This is a genomic window from Microcoleus sp. ARI1-B5 (assembly GCF_036705795.1).
GTDB lineage: Bacteria > Cyanobacteriota > Cyanobacteriia > Cyanobacteriales > Microcoleaceae > Microcoleus.
This window is the reverse complement of sequence record NZ_JAUBVK010000040.1, coordinates 1-24310: the sequence shown is the minus strand read 5'-3', so window position 1 is coordinate 24310 and position 24310 is coordinate 1. Positions and strand designations below refer to the sequence as shown.

Here is a 24310-nt window from a genome sequence, read left to right as displayed (position 1 = left end):
CTCAATCTCCTGTTTTTGAGTATCAGGCAATTGCTTCTCGGTCTTCGAGGGCATAAATCTCTGGTTCGTCATTCAAAAAACCCAAACTGCCGCTTTTTTGGAGAATCTGCACGAGTTCCTGCGTCGAAGAATAGAGGATATTTTTGAAGATTTATCCTGCGATCGCTAATTGCTGGCAGGCTGACTGAGACAGGATAACATTAATTAGGGATTCAATAAGTTGTACGTTGATTTGACTCACCTCGAACCCGGTTGTTAAATTATACCTATCTCATTGACAGGATAAACAATTTCAGCGATTTTTTTCTAAGATATTAGAAGAGCGCGGCGGTCGCGCTTGAGTTCGATCGCCAATGCGATCGCCCGTCAAGCCCCATTCCCGGCGCGATCGAACTTAAATTGCTCAGCCCAATGTTTGAGCTATCCTGATTTTATGCGATAATCGAACATTAACAGGGCAGAGGGCAAAGCATGATTGGTCAACTTCTCGACAGACGTTACCGCATCATTAAAGTCACAGACTCAAGTGAGGTGGGAAAAACTTATCTAGCAGCAGATACTCACCGTCCCGGGTATCCGCAATGCACGGTTAGAGAAATGCGACTACCCGGCACAAGTTCGCAAACTCCAGAATTAGTCAAAATTATATTTCAAAGAAACGCTGAAATAATTGAGAAATTGGGTAAACACGACAAAATCCCCGAATTATTGGCGTATTTTGAGGAAAATCAAAGTTTATACTTAATTGAAGAATTTATTGCCGGTCAACCTTTAAGCCAAGAACTCATACCGGGCGAACCTTGGGCAGAAGACCAAGTAATTGCTCTGCTATCATCCATATTAGAAGTTTTGGTGTTCATACACTCCAAGGGCTTCATTCACCGCAGAATTCAACCAGACAGAGTGATCCGGCGCGAGTCAGACGGCTTCTTTGTGTTGATTGACTTTAGCTTAGACAAAGAAATTAACCCGGAACTGGCTAATTGTGATTTGTTGGCGCAAACCTCCCCGAACTCTGTTAAATCGCCTTTGGGAAAAAAACAGGAGTTGGCGGCACAGGAATTATACGTGCCGATCGAGCAATCCACCGGCAACCCCCGCTACAATAGCGACATTTACGCTCTAGGTACGATCGCCCAGCTTGCCGTAACGGGACTTGAGCCCAACGAATTGAGTTCCTTAAACAACAAAGGCTCCATTCCCTGGCGCAACCGGGCAACTTGTTCGGCGGGCCTAGCAGATATTATCGATCGAATGGTGGACTCGGACACCGAGGAACGCTATCAGGAAGCCGCCGAAGTTTTGGCAGATGTCAAACAAATCGCCCTAACCTCCGAGGCTGCTCCAACGCCAGCCACCATCATCAGGGAGGCTGCGAGTCAACCGCCGAGACAGCGCCCAACCAGACTGTGGCTCTGGGCTGCAATACCGGCAGCTTCGATCTTGACAGCAGTCATAATTTACTTTTGGCAGAGTCAAAGTCCGGCGAGGGCCAGAGAATTGTTGGCCCGCGGCGTTGTCAAGGCGCAGCAAGGTGACAAAACAGGCGCGATCGCCGATTATACCCAAGCGATCGCCCTGAATGCCAGCGATGCCGAAACTTTCTACAAGCGGGCTAACGCTCGCTACGACACCGGCGCCACGGAGCAAGCAATACAGGATTACACGCAAGCAATTAAAGTCAATCCCAGCCACACCAAAGCCATCTACAATCGAGCTCTGGCGCGCCGCGACACCGGCGACAAGCGCGGGGCGGTGGAAGATTTCACCCAAGTATTGCGGCTGAATCCTAGCGACGGTGACGCATACTATCAGCGGGGTTTAGCCTACTACGATTTGTCAGACTACCGCACGGCAATTTCCGACTACACTCAAGCAATTCGGCTCAATCCCAACGATGCTACAGCTTACAGCAATCGGGGTTTAGCTCGATCGGCCTCGGGCGACAAAGCCGGAGCAATGGCAGATTTTACCCAAGCAATTCAAATAAGCCCCAAAGAAGCTGGCGTTTACTACAGTCGCGGTCGATCGCGCTTTAATCTGGCAGATTATCAAGGAGCGATGGAAGATTATAGTAGGGCGATCGAATTGGAACCTGAGCAAGCTGATGCTTATACCAATCGGTGCAGCGCTTACTTAAATTTGGCAACCTACGACAAAGCAATTGAAGATTGCACCCGAGCCATTGGCCTCGATCCCAAAGATGAAGCAGCTTATAACAACCGCTGCATTGCTTATCTGAATTTAAAGCAATTTCAAAAGGCCAGCGAAGATTGCAGTTTGACGATCGGACTTAACGGCAACAATCCCAAAGCATACAGCAATCGAGGATTAGCTCGCTCGGCTTCGGGAGACAAACTCGGGGCTGTGGAAGATTTTACTCAAGCAATTCGGCTCAATCCCAGCGATGCCGTAGCTTACAGCAATCGCGGTACTATTTACTCAGAACTAAAAAACTACCATGAAGCGGTTGAGGATTTCGCTCAGTCGCTGCGGCTCAACCCCAACAATGCTAGCGCTTTTTACAGCCGAGGCCTCGTCCGCCGTCAACTCAAAGATCGGGCTGGGGCGATCGAGGATTTTCAGAAAGCTGCAACCCTGTTTCTAGAACAAGGAAGAGCCGATGGTTTTCAAAACGCACAAGCACAAATCAACGATCCTAAATAAACTATCAGTCATCAGTCATCAGTCATTGGTCATTGGTCATCAGTCATTGGTCATTAGTCATTGGTCATTAGTCATTGGTCATTAGTCATTGGTCATTAGTGATTAGTCATCAGTCATCAGTCATCAGTCATCAGTCATTAGTCATCAGTCATCAGTCATTAGAAAAAATGAAAAATCAAGAAGGAAGAAGGAAAAAGCCAAAATCACCAATTACCAATTCCCCATTACCAATTCCCAATTACCAGTTACCAATTCCCAATTACCAGTTACCAATTCCCAATTACCAATTCTCAATTCCCGATATGAACATGGTTGGCCAACTTTTAGACAGGCGTTATCGCGTAGTGCAAATTCTCAGTTCAGGAGCTTTCGGACAAACTTATTTATCTGTGGATACTCGCCGTCCGGGCCACCCTCAATGTGTAGTCAAACAACTGCGCCCTCCCAGCAACACTTCCACAGTTCTCAAAACAGCTTACCGCTTATTTAAACAAGAAGCAGAAATATTAGAAAAGCTGGGAAAACACGATCAAATTCCATTTTTACTCGCTTATTTTGAAGAAAGCAATCAATTCTACCTTGTAGAAGAGTTTGTACCGGGACACGCCCTCAATCGGGAAATTGTGGCCGGTCAACCTTGGCGGGAAGAACAAGTGCTGGCTCTGTTGGAAGAAGTGTTAAAACTTCTCGCCTTTGTACACTCTCAGGGAGTGATTCACCGCGATGTTAATCCCTCCAACTTAATCCGCCGCAAACCAGACGGCAAATTAGTTTTAATTGACTTCGGCTCGGTTAAAGAAGTTACCAATCACGTCAGCGAGTACGATACAGAATTTCCGCGCACCATTGCGACTGGAACTCCGGCTTATATGCCGATCGAACAATTTCAAGGCAACCCGCAATTTAGCAGCGACATATATGCAGTGGGGATGATGGCCATCCAAGCTATCACGGGTTTGCCCGGTACGGATTTGCCAAAATTGCAAGATCCGAGTCCTTCTCACACGGGGGAAATTGTTTGGCGAAACCGAGCTCAATGTTCTCCGGTACTGGCAAATATAATGGACAAAATGGTCTGCCACCAATTTAGCAAACGCTATCAATCTGCTGATGAAGTTTTGGCAGCTCTCAGCAAGCTGAGACACCGCCAAGAGCCGGGGAATACGGCTCAAAAGACAAGTATTTCTCCGAGCTTGCTGTCTTCTAATAGTTTTTCGTCACGTTTGGGGACTCGGTTTTGGTGGCTGATTTTCGCGGGGTGCGGGGCGATCGGTTTGGTATTTCTGTTTAATTATTGCAGCCGCCCGAATCCGATTAAAGCTAAGGAATATTACGAAAAAGGAGTAGAAAAGTCTCGCAATCAAGATGCGGCAGCAGCTTTGCAGGATTTTAATAAGTCTATTCAATTAAATCCTACAAATCCTGAGACTTTTTATCGGCGGGGGAATGCTAATTACGATTTGAAAAAGTATTCAGAAGCGATCGCAGATTATTCTCAGGCTATCGCTCTCAATCCTAACTATTTTCAGGCTTATTTTAACCGGGGGCTAGCCCGTCGCGATTTTAACGACAAGCGCGGGGCGATTGAGGATTACACTCAGGTTTTAAATCTCCATCCCAACGACGCTGATACATATTATGAAAGAGGAGTTACTTATTTAGAACTGCAAGATTACAAGACGGCAATTGGGGATTTTACCGAAGTAATTCGGTTGCAGCCGAACCTGGTTAAAGCTTATCATTCGCGGGGGTTGGCTCGCGCTGGTAGCGCAGATTTGCAGGGGGCGATAGGAGATTATACTGAGGCCATTAAACTCGATGCTCAGAATGTTGATGCTTTCTACAGTCGGGGGAGAGCTCGCTTTCACCTAGGAGATTATCAGGGAGCTTTGGCGGATTATTCTCAGGTAATTGCGATCGATCCCAAGAGTGGAGATGCTTACGCGAATCGTTGCAGCACGCAGTTGAATTTGGGAGCGCATCAAGCGGCAATTGACGATTGCACTCAAGCAATTGCGCTGAACGATCGGGATGGGGTTCCTTACAACAATCGCTGTATTGCTTATTTAAATTTGAAGGATTATCCCAAAGCAATTGCCGATTGCACTCAAGCGGTGACACTAAATCCCAAGGATTATAATGCTTTCAGCAACCGGGGTTTGGCTCGCAACGCAGGTGGGGAAACCCAAGGGGCGATCGCAGATTTTACCGCAGCAATCGGGCTCAATCCCAACGATGCGGAAGCTTACGCCAATCGGGCGAAGGTTTACCAGCAGTTAAATAATTACAACAGTGCGATCGCCGATTACGTGCAAGCCATTCGGATCAATCCGAATTATGCTGGCGCTTACTACGGTAGAGGCATGGTTCGCCGCTCCTTGGGAGACAAAGCAGGAGCGATTAGCGACTTAGAAAAAGCGGGAAAAATCTTTCTCGATCAAGGACTTACCGGCGGTTACAAAGACGCACAATTTGAGATTGACAAACTCAAGTAGTCCTGCCGTCATTAGTCCTGCCGTCATTAGTCCTGCCGTCAACAGTCAACAGTCAACAATGCCCCATGCCCCATCCCGGAGCAACGCTAGAGCCCCATGCCCCATCCCGGAGCAACGCTAGAGCCCCATGCCCTTTAAGAATTTTGAATTCGCTCAACCAAATCATAAAAAGGTTGCCAATTATCCTCAAGAGCGAGCGCTTCCCAAACAGCCTCAATCGTAGGTCTCAACAGCGATTGTTCCGGATTGTGCTGGCGCAACCTGTCCGCCATCTTGTCCAAATCGTCCGCCGACAAACTTTGCAAAACGTGACAATAAAACTGCCGCCAAGGTGCTATCAAGTCCGCCGGTTCCGCCTCGGTAAAAATTTGATTGACATCATCTCGCCAAGTGCGATCGAACTGTCTTCGCAGTTCAAAAAAGAAATCGTGATAACCAACTTGAGACTCGGCCAGCATCTTAATTGTCACCTTCAACAACTCATCACCATCCGCCTCAGGCAAATCCTCAAATCCCAATCTATTCAGCATCAACTGTCGGTAAGCAGTATTATAATACTCGCCAAACTTAGCCAAAGCAGCATCCATATCAGCTTGAGGAATCGCGGCTGCTAGCGGTTGCTGGAGCTTCTCTAAATTGCCGTGACAAATAAACGGTTGATTGCCGTAAGCATAAAGACCGTAATAGTCAAAATAAGCCGCTGTAAATTCCGGCTTGTAAGTTGGAATAAAAGCAAAAGGCCCGTAATCAAAACTTTCACCAGTAATCGACATATTATCAGTATTCAGCACCGCGTGACAAAAACCTGCCGCCATCCACTGAGCGACCAATTCGGCTACACGCTTGACTAAATCTGCATAAAATAGCGCATACTTTTCTTCCGATGAAACACCAGAAGTGCTAGCTTCTAGATGCAGTTCAGGATAGTAATATGCGATCGCAAAATCTAAAAGTTTTTTAGTTAAATCCGGGCGGCGAAGATAATTTAGTCTTTCAAAAGTGCCAAACCGGATGTGAGAGTGGCTAAAACGCACCATTACGGACGATCGCGTAGGAGAGGGCTCGTCGCCCCGCCACAAAGCCTCGCCCGTTTCCACTAAACTAAAACAGCGAGATGTCCGAACTCCCAACCGATGCAAAGCTTCGGCGGCCAAAACTTCGCGAACTCCTCCTTTGAGAGTGAGTCTACCGTCAGCGCTGCGCGAGTAGGGAGTGCGGCCTGAACCTTTAGTGCCGAAGTCGTAAAGTCGGCCGTCAGTGCCGCGAACTTGACCGTATAAAAAGCCTCTACCGTCGCCTAAATTCGGGTTGTATTCGTTGAATTGATAGCCGTGATAGCGGAGTGCGAGAAAGGGACGCACTCCGTGAAATTCGCCGAACGCTTCGATGAAATGCTCGTCTGTTACTTGTGCCGGATCTAAACCCAATGTCGGCAATAATCGATCGTTGCGGAAGCGGAGGATGTGCTGCGGAAACTCGGCGGCGGAGACTTCATCAAAATAGTCGCCGCCGAGGGATTCGAGGGCGGGTTCGTAATTGAGGGAAAGCAAGGGATTTGACATTTTTTTATTTTATGCTGAAATTGTCGATCGGTCTAAATTATATCTGGATAAGTTATTGTAGGGTGCGTGATGACTGAATGTTTTGACGACAGATAATTTTCGCCGCTAAGCACCCTACAGTTAGTTAGTTATTGTAGAGTGCGTAAGTTGTACAATCTTTGCTAAACACCGATCGGCTTTTTACGCTAAGCACCCTGCGGACTAACTGCTCGCGACCGATATCTGCGGGGAGATATGGGATGTCATTTGCTCCCCAATCTTCATGATAAATGCTTTCGGCAACAAATCGATGGAAACTAGAATTTTGCCAATTTTTGGGGGACTGGCCTCAACCATGTTTGATATCGGGCCTGGTTAATTACCCGCCATCAAACCTTTTTTTGTTTTTTGGGTAATCCTGAAAATGCTGGAATACCCCCGAGTTGTGCTGGCTTTAATCTTTTAAATGAACCCCTGAGTTGTAAAGATTTTACTTGACTGGATTTCGGAGTCATCTATTTGTTGGATAAAATTTTTATCAATTTCTGCCAATGTTGCTCTGTTGCCTCATCTGCTGGAAACAAACATTCAATTCGCAATTATTGCAAAGTGATATCGTAAGAAGTGCCTAAAGTTGCGATCGTTGAAAAGAACTGCAACTCCAACCGATCTCGTTTGAGGTGGACAGTCAGCAACAGAGTGTTTTGTGCAACTCGATTTGAGGCTTGCCAAATGTCAGAGACACCTGGATAGCTCATCAGTTCATTGAACAGTGCAACAGATTGCTCACTGTGTCCATTAGCCGTTACTGACTCGTTTTGAGCAGCTTCGCCGATCGCGCTAAACGACGTACTCATGGCCTCTTGATGCACCCGTCGCAGCAAATGCCCTGCAAAGTCCTCCCAATTCACCACAAACGGGCGTAACCCCTGGGGATGAAACATCACTCGCATCAAATTGACTTTTCCATCAGGGCAAAACTGACTCTGCAATGTTTCTAAATCGATAAAAGCAGCAAGCAGCCGATCTGCAGCATGGTTAGTTAACAGCAAGTTCCAATAGCGATCGATCGCAAAAGCCGGATACGGTTCCTGTTTGAGCAACATAAAATCGAGTGCTTTGCGAATTGCCGTCATTTCAGGAGCCGAAAGGTCAGTTTCAGTGTGGATGGGCGCAAATCCGGCGGCGGTTAACATCAAATTTTGCTGTCTCAATGGCACCTCCAAAACAGCAGCTAATTTTAAAACCATATCCTGACTGGGGTTGGCCCGTCCTGATTCCAAAAAACTGATATGCCGCTGCGACACCTGACTGGCGAGGGACAATTCAAGCTGACTGAAACCCCGCCCGGTTCGCCATTGTTTGAGGAGCGTCCCGAAAGAGTGAGCCAAATTGGGATTGAGCGGTTGAGAACGTTGCTGCATAAGGAGAATCGCGCTTTCATGACAGCGTTAATTACCAGGCAGGTAATTGTTTTTATTATCTCGCTTTGTCACCATCAGGTCATGTGCGATCGATTGACCACAACACCCCAGCCAGGGCGGGTTTTTGAGATTGTCAATTATTGGCACATATTGTTGGCGAAGGGGCCCCTACCATTTACCCCAAAACAATCATGCTGAAATCCCTCGATGCTTCGAAAACAAACACTCCCGTAAAGCTCTTGTATTTGTTAATTGCGATCGCACCTGCGATCGCCCCCTGGTTTTTTCTGCTACAATATCCAACGGCGCTGTTGTCTCCAAGCTTATTTCTGCAACGAGCTTTTGAGAACAATATTGCTGCTGCTAGGACAACTGACTTGCTGATTTCAGTTGTTGCGTTCTTCTGCTTCGTTGGGATGGAACAGAAACGGTTGAAAGTATCTCAATTGTGGTTGCTCCTTTACGTTGGACTGACCTTTGCGATCGGGCTTTCTTGCGCTCTGCCGTTCTTCCTGTACCGCCGAGAGCAAATCCTTGAACGAAACACATTCAGACAGTTAACATAATTGATAACCATAAGGAGGTACTGTCATGAAAACACCTTTTACTGGCGGTTGTCTGTGCGGAAATATCCGCTACGAATGTTCGGCAGAACCAATTGTGATGGGGAATTGCCATTGTCGGGATTGCCAGAAAGCAACAGGCACTGCATATGCTGCTGCGATGCTTGTCCCTCGCAATGCTGTCACTGTCACAGGAGATGTCAAATACTACGAGGTTACGGGTGATAGTGGAGGCATCGTCGCTCGTGGATTTTGCCCAAACTGTGGTTCCCGATTATTTAGTAAACCGCCAAATCCTGAACTCATGGGAATCATGGCAGGCAGTCTTGATGACCCGAGCTGCTTTGGGCCTGCAATAGATGTTTACACAGCCAGCGCCCAACCTTGGGATTGTATGAATCCAGATTTGCCCAAGTTCGCTAAAATGCCGCCACCAAAGAATTCAAATGTGGCAGATTGAATCAATCTCTAGTGAGGGTGCTGCCGCCACTAATTCTCGCTGTTATGTTTCAGAAGAGGGTTGACAAATGTACAACAAAGGTTCATGTCAATAGCGCATGAATAGACGAGCAATTGCCTTCCCAAGCTCTCACTTCTTGAAAGGCATCTGCGTTGCATCTGCGTTCATCTGCTTATCATCTGCGGTCGAGCAATGAATCAAACATTTATGCAATTGCTCGTCTATTGAATTGTCATTACTTAGCAACATTCGGGAGTCGGACGTGGTGAGTTCGATCGATCGAGCCATGTCATCGTTAGCCCGTGCATTTTAGTCACGGTGTTATACCATGTCCGCTCAATTATTCGAGCATGGACTCCGGTCTTTGATTCGATTCAGAAGGTGATGGATCTTGACGTATACCGGGAATTCTATCCCGACGATTGGCGTGTGAACCAGCAAAAGGCGGTCGAGGATGTCTGCGCTGCCGAGGACACAAATGTCTGGGTTGCGATTAGCACAGAGCGTAACTCCGAAGGAACCGACGCTAATTCAACCGTGGGCTTTGTCGCGGTGAAACTAGATTTGGACTCCAGCATGGTTGAAATTTACACGATCGCTGTCGATCCAGACTTTCAAAATCGCGGCATTGGCTCCGCTCTGATAAAATTTGCGCTCTTATGGATGAAAAATGCGGGGATGTCTGTTGCTATGCTCGAAACCGGAGGCGATCCGGGTCATGCGGCAGCACGTCGCACCTATGAAAAGCTGGGCTTCGGGCTGTTACCGATCGCCAGATACTTCAAGAAGCTGTAGATTTGTAGGTTGGGTTGAACTAATAATGTGAAACCAACATCTTCAAGAGATATCCAAACGGTGTCGTGATTCAGCTTGTCCAGTGGATTACTCCTACAGAGGATAAATAAGCGATCGCCTGTTTAAATCAAAGAATTTATGATGAACTTACGCCCTGCTACCTCCGCTGATTTAGATCTGCTGCGACGCTGGGATGAGAAACCTCATGTGGTCAATGCCAAAAATATGCCAAAAATAAAGGGCGATGAAATGACTATCGACCTCCGCTCCGCCACATCTGCTGATTTGGATCTGCTGCTACAGTGGGACGAGCAGCCTCATGTAATTGCCGCAGATCCTAACGATGACTGGGGCTGGGAGATTGAACTTGAGCGCACTCCAGAATGGAGAGAGCAATTGATTGCTGAAATTGATAGCCGTGCGATCGGATTTATCCAGATCATCGATCCGGCACTTGAGGACAGTCACTACTGGGGCGATGTTCCAGCGAATCTACGTGCGATCGATATCTGGATTGGAGAAGAAACCGATTTGGGCAAAGGCTACGGCACACAAATGATGCAGCTTGCACTGACTAGATGTTTCGCCTCGCGGCTTGTGACGGCCGTACTGATCGATCCACTTGCCAACAATACCCGCGCCCACCGTTTCTACGAACGTCTTGGCTTCCAATTTGTTGAACCGCGACGGTTCGGTGACGATGACTGCTTCGTTTACCGTCTGAACCGAGCAGATTGGCTTCGTGAAAGTGCGATCGCATCGCAGTAATGGAAATACAAAAGTATCCGACCGATTTAATTGGGTTCAAACAAGGAGAAAGATCGATGAACAAAACATACAAAGGAAGCTGTCACTGCGGCAAAGTTCGCTTGGAAGCCAACCTAGATCTAAGCAAAGGTTCTATGAAGTGCAACTGCTCAATCTGCACCAAAACAAGATTTTGGGAAACGCACATTAAGCCCGAGGATTTTCGTTGAGTCTCCGGTGAAAACGATCTATCAGATTATCAATTTGGTTCCAATAGCGTGCATCATCTATTCTGCAAGCAGTGTGGCGTCCGTCCCTTTGTCAGTGGATATCTCGAAGAGATTGGCGGTGATTTCTGGGCAATCGACCTTGCTTGTCTGGATGACGTAGATCCCAGCGAACTTGTCGAAGCCCCGATTCATTATGCAGACGGACTTAATGATAATTGGCAATCTTTCCCTATTGAGACACGACCCCTTTAGAATATCTAACTTTGAATTAAAACGACTTCCAATGACATATCGGTCAACACTGCAGAACCATGATTAAGACCAACAATCTTCAATTACTCCCCGTCAAACGCATTCACATTGAAGCTTTTTTGAGCAATAAAAGCGAGCTAGCAAAACTTTTGCAAGTCACAGTACCTGATAGCTGGCCTCACTTCCCTCAAGCATTTTCCCTGCCTAGTGATGAATCTCGCGAATCCAATCCGCCGCCGACTGAGTGGAATGGATATTTCTTTATTCATCCGCAAAAGTCAGTGCTTGTTGGCAACGGAGGTTTCAAAGGCAAACCGAATGAGTCGGGCCTTGTCGAAATAGGGTATGAAATTGCTACCGAATATTGGAATCGCGGATTGGCAACAGAGGCGGTGCAAGGGCTGATAGACTATGCTTTTGGTCGCGAAGAGGTGCGAGCCGTCAACGCTCATACTCTGGGTCAAACCAATGCTTCCAATCGGGTATTACAGAAGGTGGGGATGCGCTTTATGTCTGAGGTTGCTCATTCTCAATTAGGCACGATATGGCTCTGGCAGATCGATCGAGATGCTTCTAATTGATGATGTAATTGATTGCTTTTTTAATTAAAGTTTGACGACTTTTAACAATGGGAGAAACGATCGATGCAAATTCCAGTAGATTTTGCCGACATCACAGCGGAAACTCCAACGTTCTCAACCGTAACCGCCCAATACCAAGCCATCCAGACGCAGTTTAAAGGGGCTGAAACCCGCGAGCAACGAAAGGCTGCCCTTGAACAGTGGGATGCCTTGCGACGCAGACTCAGTACGTGGAGAGAACTCACGCATCTGCCTTTTCATCAAGACACGCAAAATCCCGAGTACAAAATTGCCCTGGATTATTGCAGCGAAATTTCGCAATCTCTGACTGCTCTTGAGGTAGACTTTAAACGGCAATTGATTCACAGTCCCGATCGCACAGGTTATACAAGACTCGCTCTTCGCGGACGATCGCACTAAGTAGGTAGGCGGGAACAATTCTCTTTATGTAACGAAACATTAAGTAGCGTGATTGAGGAGATTTACTTAGCGATCGGCGAAATTAGAGCTTGGGTTCTAGATGTTTTTAAGATGTTTGTTTGAGGTCGATATCGCGCCTTGTCATGGCGATTGCTCTACTTGATTTTTCCCTCAAAAAATCTATCTTACAAGATTCTAGGCCAAGCCACTGCAAAAAGTACGATTAAATTACTCAACCAAAAAAGCAGTAACAACCACAATAAACTGCTGAAAACTATTGGATTGTAATTGTTAAGTTGAGCCGCTGTCAGAAGCTGTTGACCTTGCCATAATTGCCAAATTCTAAAAGCTGTGTACATTGTGCCGCTGAACACTACCAAGCTGGGGAACAAAACACGACTCAAAATCTGCTCGGCTGCAATCTGAACTATTAAAACTATTAAATATAATCCCAGAATTTTTTTAGCTTCGGGATAGCGCCACCAGATTACAAAGGCAAATCCTGGAAGTAACAGTCCGATGAAAGCTGCTAATTTTATCCACATTTGAATAAAATTAGTTTCAGATGTGCTGTAATTTATGGTCTTTTCAATCGGCAAAGTATCGCTGAGAATTAACCAGTTGATGGGCAACAAAATTAAAGTGGCAACAGTGACAAACAAAAACGTTGCTTTCCAAGTTAATGGCACAATTTATTACCTCAATCTTTTAATTTTAGTAGCAATCCGATGGCGCCGCTATTCCCTGACAATTTTCCCGAAACTCTTGTGAGGTTTGGATATGATTGTTTGTTTGTACTTAGCTACTGAGATTTCGTTGGGGCCCCAACTTTCCATTTTCTCCAGCGATGACCAAATGCCGCAATACCAAACATCAGCAATCCGGGCAGAGAAGATGGTTCTGGAACTGCAACGCTGGTGACGCTGACATTGGGATCTAGGGCGTCACCTTGAGAGTAAATATAATCATGCGCAACTGGATCTTCAAGCATATTTGCTCGCAAAAATAGGGCGCTCCAACGTGCAATTGTTTCAATCCCAACGGCTCGATCTAGTGCGGCAGTATTGCGATCGGGGTTCGCACCAGCAGGGCGATCGACATTGGTGATGCTAAAGTGATTTGCATTGTTAACAGCAATCAAAGTTTTGGGCGGTGTTTGAATGTTATCAAAGGTGCGTTGGGCTCGATCGCTCAGGGCTACGCCATCGCTCTCGCCTTGAATCAATGCCACGGCAATGCCATCATTAGAAATGGGGACATATTCATTAGTAATGGGATTTCGCAAGTTGGCTCCAAAAAATACACCTGCTAATAGTTCTTTCGGCCTGGTAAATGGCTCTCGACACAGGAACAGTTCTGTGAGACATTGGTTGGCGATCGCCGATAAGCCCACCGCACCACCAAAAGAGTGACCCAATAAACCAAGGCGCTGCGTATCGACAACAGACGCAATAGGAGATGCGGGCTTTGTATTCTCGATCGCCATTTGAGACAAAACCGCTGCAATTTGCGAAGTTTCTGGCGCCAAGCTGGGTGGTGAACTGGGATTGAAGGGCGAAGGGCGTAAATGGTTGGGCACGACTACCACAAAGCCGTACCGCGCGACGAGGCTAGCATAATCTGAGTAGAACGATTTATCTACAAGCGCACCTTGCAATAAAAGTGCGATCGGGAAAGAGTAATTGCCAGAACTAAGATCCGATGGTTTGGGATAGTAAATGTCTGCTAAATCGTTGTTAGCAGATATCGTGGTGCTGTAACGATCGTAACCGTTAAATTTCGGCGAGTAATCGAGGGTTGCGGCGTAGGTTTTGCCGCCCAAGGCAACAGCAAGTGCAGCAATTGCACAGACGATCAATATGTGTCTTCCAGATAGAAAATAATCGCTAAGATTCATAATTATTTTTTGGGTTGAGAGCGCGGATTAAAGCTATAATGAATATAGTAAATTGCCGGCATTTTTTAATTTAAGGATGGGGAAAGTTATATAAATTGTATGAGCGATCGCCCTTTTTGTGATTTGCCATCGTTTTGAGAAATTTGTCAAGCTGTAGCAGTTTGAAAGCTTGGCGATTTACAGCCCTTGCAGTTCTCGTTTGTGCAGGCAGTTCCAATTCATGCGAGCTGCGCTGCCTGCATTTGCGCTCCAGTCAGCCTAAAAACAATGCCTTAAACTTATACTTAAAACAAATCTCATCAAATCTGCCTAAAGGTAGAGAATTAATTGCAACTAAAGTTACCTATAGCAGTTCTCAGATAGGTGAGGTATGACTGCGATCGGAGTTGTTGGCGCGTCCGCGACCTTACTATATAACCACCGTAAGAGAGTACGCGATCCCAACAACGTCCGCGAACTTATTTGAGAACTGCTATAAATAGTTTGGTTCAGGAAAACTGAATCATAAATTACAGCAAAAATTGCCAATTTTAAGTTATTGTAGGGTGTGTCAGGAGTAAAGGTTTTCTCGGATTGTTGATTGTTTTGCCTGACGCACCCTACGATTTCTCGTTTTCCGGGTCTAGCTGCTCTTTAAACAGGAACGAGAGTCGGCTCCAAAGTTGCCACTAATTTGAGATTGTACTCATCTTCAAAACACGGCTTTTTATAATCCAAACTCCACAGTTCCAGAGCGCAATCGTCCCCTGGATTGAGCGGTTGCAGCCGCAAGTGAAACTCTCGAACTTCCGGGCGGTGTTCGCATTTGAAATCAGAAATTGCGCCAATCTGCCGCCTGTCCAAAGCCACAGCCAACCGCAGAAAAGGATGCAATTTACTAACTACTTCCCGGTATCTTTTCGGAAGAATCAGAAAATTGTCGTGTTTCTTTTTAGGAGGATTCTTCCGGTGATAGCGAGCTAAATTAGCAATTACTTCAATCTCAGTTTCAGTGTATCCCAATAACTCACCATTGCGAATTAAATAGTAAGAATGCTTGTGGTGCGCCGAATGGCTGACGTACAAACCGCAGTTGTGCAGAATCGCGGCAGCCCACAGCAAGTCCCGTTCTTCGCTGCCCCAATTGTGCAGAATTCCTTGGGTTTGGTCGAACAAATTGAGCGCAAATTCTGCGGTTCTTTCGCTTTGTTCTAAGTTTACTTGATATTTTTCTGCCATGTGCAGAATGCTGCGCTGGCGGATTGAACCTTGATAGCGCAAGCGGTTTTCTATCAAACCGCGGCTCAGCATCCAGTCAACAATGACGCCTTCTCTCAAAGATCGATCGCACACAGTGAGCGATTCCATTCCTAATAGTGCCATCGCTTCCTGCAAAATCAACGCCCCGGCGAGAATAATTTCCGCCCGCTTGTCCGACATTCCGGGAATTGCCAGCCTTTCGGAGTAAGAAAGTTTGCGAAAGCGATTGACTAAATCGCGCAAATCTTTTAAACTTAATTGATATCCAGCCAGCGGACTCGGAACTGTTCCCAACTTTTCGCGAGCGTTAATTGCAGCCAGTGTTTCGATGGTTCCAGCAGTGCCGATCAAGCGGAGATCTTCGCCTATCTTGAATTGCGATCGCAATTCGTCGATCGGTCTTTCCAGCGAAATCCGAATATAAGCTTGCAAATAAGCAAACTCCTCCCGACTAATTGGGTCAGTTTTGACAAATTCTCCAGTCAGGCGCACAGCACCAATTTTGGTACTGGTGAGACAGCGAGGTTCAGAACTGTCTCCTAAAATTAACTCAGTAGAACCGCCCCCAATATCAATAATCACCTGCGACTGATTGTTAAACTCCATACCCGAAAGCACACCGAGATAAATCCTCCGCGCTTCTTCCTGACCGGAAATTAAGCTAACATTTAAGTCTAATTCTTCAGCAACTTGTTTGAGAAAATCTCGCCCGTTAGGGGCTTCTCGAACCGCACTCGTAGCCACAGCGATAACTTGTTCAGCATTGAAAGTTTTAGCTATATCTTGAAAACGTCGCAGAGTGGCGATCGCCCTTTCCATCACCTCGGGCTTCAAGCACCCTGTCTTAGCCTCGCAATCGCCCAACCGAACCGTATCTTTTTCTCTAGCAATAATCGCAAACGCGGGCAATTTCGGATCGATCCGCGCCACCACCATGTGAAACGAGTTAGTACCCATATCAATAGCAGCAATAATGCGATTTGACTCCGCAGCAGCAAGTGAATTAACCATAGGAGTGTATCGGGGTTGACAGATATTTATGATTATTTCACGAATCCAGTTAGGCATCCTATTAAATTAGGAAAAATCGCGAATTAGTTACTGGACAAGACTTTTACCTGTTTTCAATTCCGGCCCAAGTGCGATCGACCGCAGAGATAGTAGGTGATTTTGCCTAAAATTTGATAGAATTTAATGCTAAAAATCTAAAATCTAAAATTGAAATGCTTACCGAGTCCGATCGCCAATCTGAATCCACATTACTAGCCGTCGTGAGGCTTTTGAGATGGGACAAGCCAGCAGGAAGGTTAATTTTAATGATTCCAGCCCTCTGGGCGGTGTTTTTAGCAGCAGACGGGAAGCCTCCCGCAGCATTGGTGGGCGTAATTGTGTTGGGCACCTTAGCCACGAGTGCGGCTGGATGCGTGATCAACGACTTGTGGGATCGGGATATCGATCCCGAAGTAGAAAGAACGCGATCGCGCCCCCTAGCCTCCCGCGCCCTCACAGTGCAAACTGGAATAGGAGTTGCTTTAATTTCCTTTGCTTGCGCGGCGATTCTCGCTTTTTATCTCAATCCTTTAAGCTTCTGGCTGTGCGTCGCCGCCGTACCAGTAATTATCTGCTATCCCCTAGCAAAAAGATTTTTTCCAGTGCCGCAGTTAGTGTTATCAATCGCCTGGGGATTTGCAGTTTTAATTAGTTGGAGCGCCGCCGTTGACGAATTAGAATTAGCGACTTGGCTGCTGTGGGGTGCAGTCGTACTGTGGACGATGGGATTTGATACAGTTTATGCGATGAGCGACAAAGAAGATGACTTGCGTGTGGGCGTGAATTCCAGCGCTATCTTTTTTGGGGATAACGTAACTAATGCTGTGGGTTTTTTCTTTTTTGGTACTGTTGGTTTATTAGCAGCAATGGGAATTAATCTGCACTTGCACGTCGGTTTTTGGATGGCAATTTGTGCCGCAGCGGTTTTGTGGTTTTTGCAGTACAGTCAACTGCGGAAAGCGGATATTCCCAAGCCTGTTTACGGTCAAATCTTTCGCCAAAATGTTTGGGTGGGATTTGTGATATTGGCGGGGATGATTGTTGGGGAGATTTTTTAATAGACATCTCCAATAATTATTGTGGAACAGGCATCTTGCCTGTTCAAAAAGCGATATTAGTAATTATCTTCAGGTGGAAAAACGCCAAATCTTAATAGTTCTGTCTCTGCTACCACTGACGAGAGTTTGTCCGTCAGGACTAAAAGCAAGACAATAAACAGTGTCTGAATGTCCTAGAGTGTGAATCGCTTCTCCGGTAAATAAATCCCAAATTCTAATAGTGCGATCGGCACTACCGCTGGCGAGATATTTGCCGTCAGGACTAAAGGCAACAGCATAAACATCATCCGTATGTCCTGTCAAGTTGCTTTTGAGTTCTCCACTGCTTAAACGCCACAGTTTAATCGGTTGCTTCGCGCCACCGCTGGCGAGAGTTTGTCCGTCGGGACTGAAGGTGACACTATAAACGATGTTGTCGCTAAAGAAAGAACGAGGCCAACCAATAGGGCCGTCACCAGGGCCGTTTAAATTGCGGATTTCTCTGCCTGTGTGAAGATTCCAAAGCTTGATATTGCTGTCGAAACTTCCACTAGCAATTATATTGCCGTCGGGGGCGATCGCCACGTCGTGAACTGCCCAAACATGACCTCTGAGTGTGTGTCGCAATTCCCCGGTTTCGAGGTTCCAAACTTTCACGGTACTGTCAGCGTGGTGTCCGCTGACTAAAGTTTTGCCATTGGAGGTTAGGGCGATCGACCATACAGAAAGAACCACCCAATCATTGCCTTTCAGAGTGCGTTTCAATTGCCAGCTTTGAGTATCCCACAATTTAATAGTACCGTCGGGATTGGCACTGCTGCTGGCAAGAGTTTTTCCGTCGCTACTGAAAGTAACGCAAGTCACACCGCCAGAATGTTGGGTAATATTTTCGAGGAGTTCTCCAGTTGCGAGGTTCCACACTTTAATCGTTTGATCGAGACTGCAACTAGCGAAAATTTGACCGTCTGGGTGAATGGCGACTGATTTAATAATGTCTGAATGATCGGTGAGAGTATGTTCGGTTTTCCAAGTTTTTTTAACTTCCCGAAATGATTCTGGTAATTTTGTTTCTGTTTTACTGAGAAAACTTTGCCAAGTCGGAGGTTCAACAGCGGGGTTTTGACAAATTACGGGCAACCAGCTAACGCCACAATATTCCTGATTCCAAATGTCTTCTAGCTTTTTACGTGCCGATAGTACCGACCCATAAAAAGAACGCTTAAGAGCAAAATTAGTCAGAAAATACTGCAAAAAATCCTGTGCTACTCGATCGGGTACTGGTTCTCGCATCACAATACTTTGAGGAATTTGTAATTTAGCGAGTTGGTTGGCCAGTCCCAATCCATCACAAGAATTAAAAATAGCCAGTTGCAAACCGTGGGAAATCGCCAGCTTCAGTGTATTTTTAAGCTCATCGATATTTATACTTTGATCGCGATTAATTTCAAATATTCCTATTTTACCATCAACTGTTGAGCTATGACCAGCAAAAAAGAAAATATGCCATCCTTGTTCATCACTAAGCCACTCGATAAGCTGCTTTTTTGTTGGCTGTTCTAAAAATTTACAGTCGGTCTCGTCTGGGTCTAAAAGTTCAAATATTTGCCTGTCAAACTGGATATCTATACCATCGCTATTGCCTAAAACAGCGAGAATCCTGACTTTTTCAGCCTTCAGTCGTGGTTTCCCAGCGCAATAATACTCAGGTTCGCTTAAGGCAATTTCAGCTTTTGTGTAATTACCTGCAAATAAATCCCAAACCTGCCAAGGAAGCTGTCTTAAGTCATTATTTCGTGTTTGAATAATTAGTCTAATTTCTTCAGACTTTCTCAAATTTTGCTGTAAACAGTCTCGGATCTTTTGCCACTCAGTATTTCCCGAGTTGAGCCATTCGTTGATGCTGCATACTAACTTTTCAGCAGAGTCTTTACAAGAAGATTTACTCTGCCGTCTAGCTGTCGCACGAGATCGATTTCCTGACGCATCGTTAGAAAGTGGACTCACCTTTTTACTAAATGCAGCTTGCCATTCGCCAACTAATTGAGGAATATGAGATGCAGCGGGTAGATGACCTCTAACTACAATTTCGGGGCGTAATCCCTCTTGCCCAATCTCTAAAATGGCAGTAAAGCCAAGCTCGAAGTTTCCTTCTGATAAATTCAAAATTACAAGCTTTTCCATTTATTTATACTTATTAGGTTTCATCCACTGAACTCAAAAATCTTCTGTTATACTAACATCTCCCAAAATAATTTTTATACTGAAAAGCTCTGTAGGTTCGACAGCAAATTCTAGTTCTACGGAGTCCTCTGAATCTCCTGTTTGTTCTTCCATAATAATCGCTTCAGATTCATCCAGTGCTATGACTTGTAAATTTTGTGGTAAATGAACTGCATTATTAGTGGGATAAACCCAGACACAAATCCCCACTTCAGTCTCAGATTCAAGTGTTGTTTGGACAACAAGTGCGACTGCATGATTTGCCCCTAAATCAATTTTTTTTGCTCGTCTGATACTATTTTCAGGTACTGGGGTATCAAGGGTTATAGAACGAGCTTGCTTCGGGGGCAATATAGATTCTACCGATTGCCAATCCTCAATTAATACGAGGCTAGATGAGTCAATTCTTTGTGTTTTAACGATCGCATTTGGAGAACGTTGCTGAACCTGAGCCACCAGTTTGTCAATTAGTGGCTTATCTATTTGTTCGAGGGTTGCTCTCAACTCTAGTAACCATTTTAAGTCAGATGGTTGAGGGTTTTCCAAAGGGAGGGTTTCTTCAACAATTTCTTCCCAATTATTCACTCCTACAGCTTGACAAATACTGACAAAATTATCTTTTATAATGGGAATTTGTCGCCAAAACTTTCTCAAAGCTGCTTCACCGACTAAAGCATTTTCATGCCAAGGTACAGCAATTTTTGTCCATCCCTTTTTCTTTCGAGCTAAGTCAATAATTGCTAGTCCTTTTTTCGATGCTTTGAGTGCTATTGCCATGATTACCTCTACTTAACTGATGGTCTAATTCAGTTTTAGTTAATCCGATCGCTTTTGGGGGCAGTACCAGAAGCGGTACCAAAACCAACGCAGCCAAACCCAGAGCCACCAAGCATCCTAGATGTATGGAGACAAAAAAGTTAGGCCTAACTCGGTTGTCCCTTGTTCAAACAATTGACTTGGAGACACAAAAATGAATAGCAAAGTCTTGATTTCACCCCTCCTCATTAGCTCGATCGCGATCGGCAACTTAACATTGGTACTAGCCGCAGTTTCGGCTGTTTCAATCGCTCCTGCAGCCATTCAGTCAGCCAATCACATGGTACCGCGAATTTGTATCGACCGGCACGGAAACGAATACGTTTGTCCTTGATTGCTAGCTAAAATCAGGGGAAAGCGCGATCGCACTTTCCCCTCAATCCCACTTACTTGAGACGCTGACGTGCTTTACCAATGTAAACATCTTCATCTCGCTCAGCGGAGTTAGCATATTTCAGGCAATTTTTCCACGCTTCCAAAGCTGCTGCATCATTCCCCAAATGTTCTTGTACTTCTGCCATGATGCCATAGGTTAAACCGCGATCGCTATCTAGTTTAACAGACTCTTGTAGCTTTTCCAAAGCTTCTTCAAAGCGTCCTTGTTCCTTCCAAGCCCAAGCCTGGTAAATTAACAAGGCCGCTTCGACTATTCTGTCATCCTCAACTTTCTCCTTTTCAACCAGCTTTAAACCGTGCGAGATTTTTTGAACAGCTTTCGGCCAATTTTTATATTCAATGATGTACAAACGGGCCAAATTGCAGTAAGCAGCAGCAAAGCCACGGAATGCCGCATCCTGATACAGTTCGATCGCCCGATCGACTTTTCCAGCTTCTTCATACATCAACGCCAGAGTGTAGTAACTTGCTGCATTATCTGGGTTTATTCTAATAGCTAGCTCGAACTGCTTTCTAGCTTCAACTAATTCGCTAGCTTCTTTTAATTTAACCCCGCGATTATTAGCTGCGATCGCCGAATCTAGTGAAGTAATTTCTGTTACAAGCGGTTGGGGGCGCGAGCGCTTCTTGACTGCTTGTTCCACCACCACCTTAAAATTTTTTTTAGTAACTTTTTCTCCTTCTCCGATCGCCTCTGATACCAGAACCCACAAACTCTGTGCCAGCCTTCTCTCGACATAGCTAGGGGTATAGCCGGGAATGTTCATGTCCGCATATTTTATATCACCCCAGCTTAGACGAATAATTTCTTTCTCGGCGGCAGTCAGCCGCTTTCCTTTCTTTGCAACAACCCACTCATCCAACAGATTCAACACTTCTTCAATCTTCATCGCTTTCGCCAAAAAATATATATTTTATTCGGATTATACTATTAATTTTAGGATTTTTGTGAAGTTTGTGAACTTTTCATAAAAACCTGTGAATTTTCTTGTGAATTTTATCATTGTTTTTGTAAAAAAAATACTAGAAAATAGCTGTAAGTAAAAACCTAGACATCGAAGTTCATTTACTAGGAGGACTATTATGGATAACATACATAAATTGAGGTTGGCATTAGAGCAATATTCCGATCGCACTCCTCAAGATGAGCGGTTATCTAAACTAATTCTAGCAATTTACTCGGAATCACCGGATAGTCCACGCCGTCGAGAATTGATGGATCGATTGTTGCGGCAACTGCAACGGCTGCCCAAATTGTTAAAAAGCTCTCATCCCTATTATTTAGAAGCAGTTAATAAAACTTGGCACTGGTTAGATAAGAATCTTCACAATTTTTCTCCCAGACGTTCTCCTATTCAAGACAATCTCATCACTTGGATTAACGCTCATCTTTGGTATCGAATTTACGATTTATATGCTACAAAAACTCAAAACATACTTTCCTTAGACTTAGACGCTTTAGAGCGCAGTAGATTTTACAATGACGGTTTGGATGGTTTGGACGTAGAAATCGAACGGATTGAAAGACAAGAAAAACAAGCTTTAGCATGGAAGATAGTACAATACATCGATCGAGATCCAGAACAAAAACTTCGCAACTGCCATCCTCGAAACCGTCCCGACTGCAACTGTCAATTTATTGTTCAAAAATTGTTCTTGCAGGAGTCGCCAGAAAAAATGTCCACCATCGCCCGACAGTTGAATATCAAGACACAGACTATTCGCTCTTTTTGGAAAAGGACGGGATTCTCAAAAGTGCAAGCGATCGGGCGACACATTGCTCAAAAAAACTCTGATGTCATGTCTGGCTGATGCCGATCGCACACTTTGTGTAAAGTTATATTACAAAAACAGAAACTTCGCATAAAAACTCCGACGCACTCCAGATAGATACATAGCGGCGGAAGTTATGCGAGTTTAACCCACACTCTGTGTGAAGTTATATTACAAACCGCATAAAAACTCCGGCGCACTTCTGATAGATACATAGCGGCGGAAGTTATGCGAGTTTAGCCCACACTCTGTGTGAAGTTATATGACAAAGCGCATAAAAACTCCGGCGCACTCCAGATAGATACATATCAACCCAAAGTTATCGGATTAATCGAGGTGCACCATGTCTAATATATCGATCGGCAATCTGAACGACAACTATATCTCGATCGACTTCGCGGGTAAAACTGACCCCACAGACACCTATCGTTTCAATCGGCTCAATCCCGGCAGCTTTCGAGTTACGGCTGAAGGATTTACTTCCGTTGTCGGGATGCAGCTTCTCGACACTCAGGGAAAAGTCGTCAAAGACATCGAAACCAACGGCACAAATTCAGGAACTTTTAGCATCGATAATTTGGGTGCAACAAATTATGCACTCAAAATCTCTGCACCCTCGCGCGATACGAATTATCAAGTTAGTTTAACCCCAGACGGCAAAGTCGATCCGCTGACAGGCTTAGGCGTTACCTCCGGTTTCTTCACTCCAGATTCAACCGGTCAAGTTGGCTTTGACTGGCTGCACGACGGCGGCAATTATCAAGGTGAAGTTGCGATTTTCAGCGTGCAGGGAATGGAGAATTTCGATCCTGGTTCTGAGGAATTTATCAAAGAATCAGCAAGACGAGCTTTGAGCAATTCTTTATTCGGCCACGTCGTAATTTCTGACCCCACAGAAGGTGCAAATCCGCTATTTAACGGCAGTTTAGGAGAAGCGAATTATAACGAGGGACAGTACAGCGGGCCGAAAACATTTGCGATGAAACCGGGAGAGCCTTTTGCGGTGATGCTGGTGCCAAATGGTACTGTCCAAGATGTCTTTAACGATCCCGGTGCTGACGGTGACAAACGCCCGCTGCTGTCATTATCTAGCCTTAATCCAGATGATGCCTTGCTAGAGGGTCAAATAGCAGATGTCACTGGCAATGGCAAGGCATTTGCGATGGAAGATCAGCGAGTCGATGAAGGTTCGGATAAAGATTACAACGATTTGGTTTTCAATTTAACAGGTGCGACGGGTAAAGCAGTGTCGATCGACAAAGCGATCGATCCAAAGAAGGATTGGACTAAACTTGCTGGTGGCAAAAAATTGATCGATTATGTCAAATCAAAACTGCCGGTTCCGATAACGCCACCTGTAGCTGTAACGCCACCGGTAACAACGCCACCTGTCGATCCAAAACCGCCAGTAGCTGTAACGCCACCGGTAACAACGCCGCCTGTTGAGACAAAACCACCAGTAGCTGTAACGCCGCCTGTTGAAACAAAACCGCCAGTAGCTGTAACGCCGCCTGTTGAAACAAAACCGCCAGTAGCTGTAACGCCGCCTGTTGAAACAAAACCGCCAGTAGCTGTAACGCCGCCTGTTGAGACAAAGCCGCCAGTAGCTGTAACGCCGCCAGTAGCTGTAATATCATGTCCGGTTGATTAGGTATAATAAAAACTCAACAGCGCTCGGCAGAGTTTTGGAGGGAGTGATGCCCAAGT

21 protein-coding genes are annotated in these 24310 nt (G+C 45.5%); 13 read left to right on the top strand and 8 right to left on the bottom strand.

Annotation, left to right across the window (positions count from 1 at the left end):
* Nucleotides 1-471: 471 nt before the first annotated feature.
* Both QUB63_RS31650 and QUB63_RS31645 read left to right on the top strand, forming a co-directional pair.
* The gene (locus tag QUB63_RS31650) at nt 472-2667 is read left to right on the top strand and encodes a tetratricopeptide repeat protein (protein ID WP_332949340.1); all 2196 of its coding nucleotides are present in this window, start codon (nt 472-474) and stop codon (nt 2665-2667) included.
* Between the two features lie 167 nt (nt 2668-2834).
* Nucleotides 2835-5162, top strand: a complete 2328-nt coding sequence (locus QUB63_RS31645) for a tetratricopeptide repeat protein (RefSeq protein WP_332949339.1) — start codon at nt 2835-2837, stop codon at nt 5160-5162.
* A gap of 134 nt (nt 5163-5296) precedes the next feature.
* Here QUB63_RS31645 and QUB63_RS31640 read toward each other — a convergent pair whose 3' ends face one another.
* Nucleotides 5297-6724 (bottom strand): protein adenylyltransferase SelO, encoded by a 1428-nt coding sequence (locus QUB63_RS31640; RefSeq protein ID WP_332949338.1) that lies wholly within the window; start codon nt 6722-6724, stop codon nt 5297-5299.
* A gap of 578 nt (nt 6725-7302) precedes the next feature.
* The gene (locus QUB63_RS31635; RefSeq protein WP_332949337.1) at nt 7303-8127 is read right to left on the bottom strand and encodes a helix-turn-helix domain-containing protein; all 825 of its coding nucleotides are present in this window, start codon (nt 8125-8127) and stop codon (nt 7303-7305) included.
* A gap of 191 nt (nt 8128-8318) precedes the next feature.
* On the opposite strand from QUB63_RS31635, the gene QUB63_RS31630 reads away from it, so the two are divergent.
* From QUB63_RS31630 to QUB63_RS31605, 7 genes are all read left to right on the top strand, one after another.
* On the top strand, nt 8319-8693 hold the full coding sequence (locus QUB63_RS31630) for a DUF2834 domain-containing protein (RefSeq protein ID WP_332949336.1): 375 nt from the start codon (nt 8319-8321) through the stop codon (nt 8691-8693).
* Nucleotides 8694-8718: 25 nt separating this feature from the next.
* Nucleotides 8719-9150 (top strand): GFA family protein, encoded by a 432-nt coding sequence (locus tag QUB63_RS31625; RefSeq protein WP_332949335.1) that lies wholly within the window; start codon nt 8719-8721, stop codon nt 9148-9150.
* A gap of 384 nt (nt 9151-9534) precedes the next feature.
* Nucleotides 9535-9945 (top strand): GNAT family N-acetyltransferase, encoded by a 411-nt coding sequence (locus tag QUB63_RS31620; RefSeq protein WP_332949334.1) that lies wholly within the window; start codon nt 9535-9537, stop codon nt 9943-9945.
* A 138-nt stretch (nt 9946-10083) separates the two neighbouring features.
* Nucleotides 10084-10713 carry a GNAT family N-acetyltransferase gene (locus tag QUB63_RS31615; protein WP_332949333.1) on the top strand — a complete coding sequence of 210 codons (630 nt, stop codon included), beginning with the start codon at nt 10084-10086 and terminating at the stop codon, nt 10711-10713.
* The gene (locus QUB63_RS35195; protein WP_442921860.1) at nt 10713-10922 is read left to right on the top strand and encodes a GFA family protein; all 210 of its coding nucleotides are present in this window, start codon (nt 10713-10715) and stop codon (nt 10920-10922) included. The genes QUB63_RS31615 and QUB63_RS35195 overlap by 1 nt, the downstream gene beginning before the upstream one ends.
* Nucleotides 10923-11233: 311 nt before the next feature.
* Nucleotides 11234-11755 carry a GNAT family N-acetyltransferase gene (locus QUB63_RS31610; protein ID WP_332949332.1) on the top strand — a complete coding sequence of 174 codons (522 nt, stop codon included), beginning with the start codon at nt 11234-11236 and terminating at the stop codon, nt 11753-11755.
* A 63-nt stretch (nt 11756-11818) separates the two neighbouring features.
* Nucleotides 11819-12175, top strand: a complete 357-nt coding sequence (locus QUB63_RS31605; RefSeq protein ID WP_332949331.1) for a hypothetical protein — start codon at nt 11819-11821, stop codon at nt 12173-12175.
* A 185-nt stretch (nt 12176-12360) separates the two neighbouring features.
* Here QUB63_RS31605 and QUB63_RS31600 read toward each other — a convergent pair whose 3' ends face one another.
* From QUB63_RS31600 to QUB63_RS31590, 3 genes are all read right to left on the bottom strand, one after another.
* Nucleotides 12361-12864 (bottom strand): hypothetical protein, encoded by a 504-nt coding sequence (locus QUB63_RS31600; RefSeq protein WP_332949330.1) that lies wholly within the window; start codon nt 12862-12864, stop codon nt 12361-12363.
* A gap of 113 nt (nt 12865-12977) precedes the next feature.
* Nucleotides 12978-14072, bottom strand: coding sequence for an alpha/beta hydrolase family protein (locus QUB63_RS31595; protein ID WP_332949329.1), 1095 nt, complete (start codon nt 14070-14072; stop codon nt 12978-12980).
* 633 nt (nt 14073-14705) lie between these two features.
* Nucleotides 14706-16322: a Ppx/GppA phosphatase family protein gene (locus tag QUB63_RS31590; protein ID WP_332949328.1), complete on the bottom strand. Its 1617-nt coding sequence runs from the start codon at nt 16320-16322 to the stop codon at nt 14706-14708.
* A gap of 212 nt (nt 16323-16534) precedes the next feature.
* Here QUB63_RS31590 and QUB63_RS31585 point away from each other — a divergent pair, with 212 nt between their 5' ends.
* Entirely contained in the window at nt 16535-17419 is an 885-nt protein-coding gene (locus QUB63_RS31585; protein ID WP_332949327.1) for a 4-hydroxybenzoate solanesyltransferase, read from the top strand.
* Nucleotides 17420-17488: 69 nt separating this feature from the next.
* On the opposite strand, the gene QUB63_RS31580 is transcribed toward QUB63_RS31585, so the two are convergent.
* Both QUB63_RS31580 and QUB63_RS31575 read right to left on the bottom strand, forming a co-directional pair.
* Nucleotides 17489-19579 (bottom strand): CHAT domain-containing protein, encoded by a 2091-nt coding sequence (locus QUB63_RS31580; protein WP_332949326.1) that lies wholly within the window; start codon nt 19577-19579, stop codon nt 17489-17491.
* Between the two features lie 33 nt (nt 19580-19612).
* Nucleotides 19613-20395, bottom strand: coding sequence for a DUF1822 family protein (locus QUB63_RS31575; RefSeq protein WP_332949325.1), 783 nt, complete (start codon nt 20393-20395; stop codon nt 19613-19615).
* Between the two features lie 193 nt (nt 20396-20588).
* Between QUB63_RS31575 and QUB63_RS31570 the strand changes: the two genes are divergently transcribed.
* Nucleotides 20589-20768, top strand: a complete 180-nt coding sequence (locus QUB63_RS31570; RefSeq protein ID WP_332949324.1) for a hypothetical protein — start codon at nt 20589-20591, stop codon at nt 20766-20768.
* Nucleotides 20769-20820: 52 nt separating this feature from the next.
* On the opposite strand, the gene QUB63_RS31565 is transcribed toward QUB63_RS31570, so the two are convergent.
* On the bottom strand, nt 20821-21720 hold the full coding sequence (locus QUB63_RS31565; RefSeq protein WP_332949323.1) for a tetratricopeptide repeat protein: 900 nt from the start codon (nt 21718-21720) through the stop codon (nt 20821-20823).
* Nucleotides 21721-21913: 193 nt separating this feature from the next.
* On the opposite strand from QUB63_RS31565, the gene QUB63_RS31560 reads away from it, so the two are divergent.
* Nucleotides 21914-22642 carry a hypothetical protein gene (locus tag QUB63_RS31560; RefSeq protein ID WP_332949322.1) on the top strand — a complete coding sequence of 243 codons (729 nt, stop codon included), beginning with the start codon at nt 21914-21916 and terminating at the stop codon, nt 22640-22642.
* 304 nt (nt 22643-22946) lie between these two features.
* The gene (locus QUB63_RS31555; protein WP_332949321.1) at nt 22947-24254 is read left to right on the top strand and encodes a DUF4114 domain-containing protein; all 1308 of its coding nucleotides are present in this window, start codon (nt 22947-22949) and stop codon (nt 24252-24254) included.
* The last annotated feature ends 56 nt before the right edge of the window (nt 24255-24310 follow it).

What these genes read in the sequence shown, in the direction of transcription:
- QUB63_RS31650 (WP_332949340.1), top strand. Translation starts at nt 472, where the DNA reads ATGATTGGTCAACTTCTCGACAGACGTTACCGCATCATTAAAGTCACA.
- QUB63_RS31645 (WP_332949339.1), top strand. Translation starts at nt 2,835, where the DNA reads ATGAAAAATCAAGAAGGAAGAAGGAAAAAGCCAAAATCACCAATTACC.
- QUB63_RS31640 (WP_332949338.1), bottom strand. Translation starts at nt 6,724, where the DNA reads ATGTCAAATCCCTTGCTTTCCCTCAATTACGAACCCGCCCTCGAATCC.
- QUB63_RS31635 (WP_332949337.1), bottom strand. Translation starts at nt 8,127, where the DNA reads ATGCAGCAACGTTCTCAACCGCTCAATCCCAATTTGGCTCACTCTTTC.
- QUB63_RS31630 (WP_332949336.1), top strand. Translation starts at nt 8,319, where the DNA reads ATGCTGAAATCCCTCGATGCTTCGAAAACAAACACTCCCGTAAAGCTC.
- QUB63_RS31625 (WP_332949335.1), top strand. Translation starts at nt 8,719, where the DNA reads ATGAAAACACCTTTTACTGGCGGTTGTCTGTGCGGAAATATCCGCTAC.
- QUB63_RS31620 (WP_332949334.1), top strand. Translation starts at nt 9,535, where the DNA reads ATGGATCTTGACGTATACCGGGAATTCTATCCCGACGATTGGCGTGTG.
- QUB63_RS31615 (WP_332949333.1), top strand. Translation starts at nt 10,084, where the DNA reads ATGATGAACTTACGCCCTGCTACCTCCGCTGATTTAGATCTGCTGCGA.
- QUB63_RS35195 (WP_442921860.1), top strand. Translation starts at nt 10,713, where the DNA reads ATGGAAATACAAAAGTATCCGACCGATTTAATTGGGTTCAAACAAGGA.
- QUB63_RS31610 (WP_332949332.1), top strand. Translation starts at nt 11,234, where the DNA reads ATGATTAAGACCAACAATCTTCAATTACTCCCCGTCAAACGCATTCAC.
- QUB63_RS31605 (WP_332949331.1), top strand. Translation starts at nt 11,819, where the DNA reads ATGCAAATTCCAGTAGATTTTGCCGACATCACAGCGGAAACTCCAACG.
- QUB63_RS31595 (WP_332949329.1), bottom strand. Translation starts at nt 14,072, where the DNA reads ATGAATCTTAGCGATTATTTTCTATCTGGAAGACACATATTGATCGTC.
- QUB63_RS31590 (WP_332949328.1), bottom strand. Translation starts at nt 16,322, where the DNA reads ATGGTTAATTCACTTGCTGCTGCGGAGTCAAATCGCATTATTGCTGCT.
- QUB63_RS31585 (WP_332949327.1), top strand. Translation starts at nt 16,535, where the DNA reads ATGCTTACCGAGTCCGATCGCCAATCTGAATCCACATTACTAGCCGTC.
- QUB63_RS31580 (WP_332949326.1), bottom strand. Translation starts at nt 19,579, where the DNA reads ATGGAAAAGCTTGTAATTTTGAATTTATCAGAAGGAAACTTCGAGCTT.
- QUB63_RS31575 (WP_332949325.1), bottom strand. Translation starts at nt 20,395, where the DNA reads ATGGCAATAGCACTCAAAGCATCGAAAAAAGGACTAGCAATTATTGAC.
- QUB63_RS31570 (WP_332949324.1), top strand. Translation starts at nt 20,589, where the DNA reads ATGAATAGCAAAGTCTTGATTTCACCCCTCCTCATTAGCTCGATCGCG.
- QUB63_RS31565 (WP_332949323.1), bottom strand. Translation starts at nt 21,720, where the DNA reads ATGAAGATTGAAGAAGTGTTGAATCTGTTGGATGAGTGGGTTGTTGCA.
- QUB63_RS31560 (WP_332949322.1), top strand. Translation starts at nt 21,914, where the DNA reads ATGGATAACATACATAAATTGAGGTTGGCATTAGAGCAATATTCCGAT.
- QUB63_RS31555 (WP_332949321.1), top strand. Translation starts at nt 22,947, where the DNA reads ATGTCTAATATATCGATCGGCAATCTGAACGACAACTATATCTCGATC.